The sequence below is a fragment of the Alcanivorax sp. HI0083 genome (genome assembly GCF_001635175.1).
The window spans coordinates 1-2,970 of record NZ_LWFX01001369.1 but is presented as its reverse complement, the minus strand read 5'-3'; the positions used below and the strand labels follow the sequence as shown (position 1 = coordinate 2,970).

Sequence of the window (2,970 nt, the reverse complement as noted above, 5' to 3'; positions counted from 1 at the left end):
CGTCGCTCTGTAAGCGATTGTTCCAGTAAAAAAAGGCGCCCTTGTGGCGCCTTTTTTGATTCTCTAAAGAACACCTTACCCCCCTGCCACACTCTCCTCCCCCCTCTGTCAGCCCCCACTCCCATTGAGGAGTAGGTCGAATTAACCTGAAAGGCGTAATCCGACACTCAACGGAAAAGGCAGCAGAAACGGCCGATAGTCGGCTTACGGCTACGCCTAAGCAGACCTACGAATCAGGATTCAGCCCTACTGCTCAAACAAACCTTTAACCGGCATCAAATCCGGGTAGTCGGCCTGCTTCTTTTTCGCCTTGGCCTGAAACGACAACATCATGTCATCGTGGCGGAACATGCCCGCCTGCCAGGTGGCCATGTATTTAAGGCTGTCTTCCACGCTGTGGTCACGGCTGTAGTTAAGCATTTCCTTACAGCCCAGAACGGCCAGGGGAGAATTGGCAGCGATCTCTTTGGCAATCTCCATCACCCCTGCCAACATGCTTTCGGCATCATCATAAACCCGGTTGACCAACCCTTGCTCCGCCGCTTCCCAGGCGCTGAAATTGCGGCCGGTATAGGCCAGCTCACGGACCAACCCCTGGGGCATCAGCTTGGGCAGGCGCTGCAGCGTACCCACGTCTGCCGTCATTCCCAGGCTGGTTTCCTTGATGGTGAAGAACGCATCCTGGCTGCAATAGCGACTGTCTGCCGCGCACACCAGGTCCAGCGCACCGCCCACGCAGCCGCCCTGAATCGCCACCAGCACAGGCATGCGTACTTGCTCCAGTACACTCAGGCAATCCTGCAGCTGCAACACCACCCGGCGCAGGTTTTCTGCCATGCGCCCCGGATCGCCAGCCATGGGCACAGCGTCTGCATCGGAGAATACGGACAGATCCATCCCGGCCGAAAAGTGCTTGCCGGTGGAGGACATCACCACCACGCGGGCGTCAGTGCCAGTCTCGATATCCCGCAGGCAACGGGGCAGCTCCAGCCAGAAATCCTTGTTCATGCTGTTCATGGATTCCGGGCGGCTGAATTGCACATGGGCAATATGGTTTTCTACGGCAACATCGAAGGAGCGGTATTCAGGTAATGCGGTCACGGTGTTCTCTCCCATTTTTATAAGCAGCCTTGCCGGCACTTCCGGCATATACCTGACAGCCTTACCCAATCAGCTCGTATTGAACAGCTCTGATCACGCAGCAAACGATGCACAAGACGACATGCCTGGGGATTTGCTGCTGCCGGAGGCACAGATCAACCTTCGGCGAGTACGCTGTAGCCCACATAAAACGCCATAAAAAAACGGCGCGCTGATAACAGCGCGCCGTTTTCTTTTACCGTGACGAGAAAGAAACTACTTCAGGTCAAAACGCTCCAGCTCCATCACCTTGGTCCAGGCCGCCACAAAATCGTTGACGAACTTTTCCTGGGCATCAGAGCAGGCGTAAACCTCGGCGAGAGCGCGCAACACCGAGTTGGAACCGAACACCAGATCCACACGGCTGCCGGTCCACTTCAATTCGCCACTGGCACGATCCCGGCCTTCAAATTCTTCTTCATCACTGGATACCGGCTTCCACTCGGTATTCATATCGAGAAGATTCACAAAGAAATCGTTGCTCAGGGTGCCGGGTTTTTCGGTAAACACACCCAGCTGGCTGCCGCCGTAGTTGGCGCCCAGCACGCGCAGGCCACCAACCAGCACCGTCATTTCCGGGGCCGTCAGCGTGAGCAATTGCGCCCGGTCAATCATCAGGTGNTCGCCGCCCATGGAGAAACGCGCCTGCTGATAATTGCGGAACGCATCGGCTTTTGGCTCCAGTGGCTCAAACGACGCCACATCGGTTTGCTCCTGGCTGGCATCGGTACGGCCCGGCGAGAACGGAACGGTAATAGTGACGCCCGCCGCCTTGGCCGCCTTCTCGATGGCCGCACAGCCGCCCAGTACGATCAGGTCCGCCAGCGACACCTTTTTATTGCCATTACTGAAGTCCGCCTGAATCCCTTCCAGGGTTTTCAATACCCGCGCCAGTTGCTCCGGCTGATTTACCTCCCAGTCTTTCTGCGGGGCCAGACGGATACGGGCACCGTTGGCACCGCCACGCTTGTCACCGCCACGGAAGGTGGCAGCAGACGACCAGGCGGTGTACACCAGCTCGGACACACTGAGGCCGGAATCCAGGATCTGGCTCTTCAGCGCAGCAATGTCCTTGTCGTCCAGCAACTCATGATCCACCTCAGGCACCGGGTCCTGCCAGATCAGCTCCTCGTCTGGAATCTCCGGGCCCAGGTAGCGGGCACGCGGCCCCAGATCCCGGTGGGTCAACTTGAACCAGGCCCGCGCAAAGGCGTCGGCGAACTGGTCCGGGTTTTCATGGAAGCGCCGGGAGATTTTTTCGTAGGCCGGATCAAAGCGCAGCGACAAGTCCGTGGTCAGCATCATCGGCTTGTGCTTCTTGCTCTTGTCCTGGGCATAGGGCATCTGTGGTTCGGCATCTTTCGCCACCCACTGCTTGGCCCCGGCCGGGCTCTCGGTAAGTTCCCACTCGAAGCCGAACAGATTGTCGAAAAAGTAGTTGCTCCATTGCGTCGGCGTCTGCGACCAGGTCACTTCCGGGCCACCGCCCATGGTGTCGTCACCCTTACCGGTACCCACACTGCTACGCCAGCCCAAGCCTTGCTCCGCCAACCCGGCGCCTTCCGGGTCGGGGCCGACTTTTTCCGGGTCACCGGCACCGTGGGCTTTGCCGAAGGTGTGACCACCGGCAATCAGGGCAACGGTTTCTTCATCGTCCATGGCCATGCGCGCAAACGTTTCGCGAATGTCGTGGGCGGCGGCTTTCGGGTCCGGGTCGCCATTGGGGCCTTCCGGGTTCACATAGATCAGCCCCATCATGGTGGCAGCCAGGGGGTTTTCCAGATCACGCTTGCCATCGAAGCGTTTTTCGTTGGTCAGCCATTCATGTTC

At 58.4% G+C, this 2,970-nt stretch carries 2 protein-coding genes; both read right to left on the bottom strand.

Annotated elements, in window-relative coordinates; genetic code table 11:
* Window positions 1-246: 246 nt before the first annotated feature.
* Window positions 247-1,101, bottom strand: coding sequence for a crotonase/enoyl-CoA hydratase family protein (locus A3754_RS20685; RefSeq protein ID WP_063521193.1), 855 nt, complete (start codon window positions 1,099-1,101; stop codon window positions 247-249).
* Between the two features lie 255 nt (window positions 1,102-1,356).
* A partial coding sequence (gene katG, locus A3754_RS20680; RefSeq protein ID WP_063521192.1) for a catalase/peroxidase HPI occupies window positions 1,357-2,970 on the bottom strand: 1,614 nt, incomplete at its 5' end.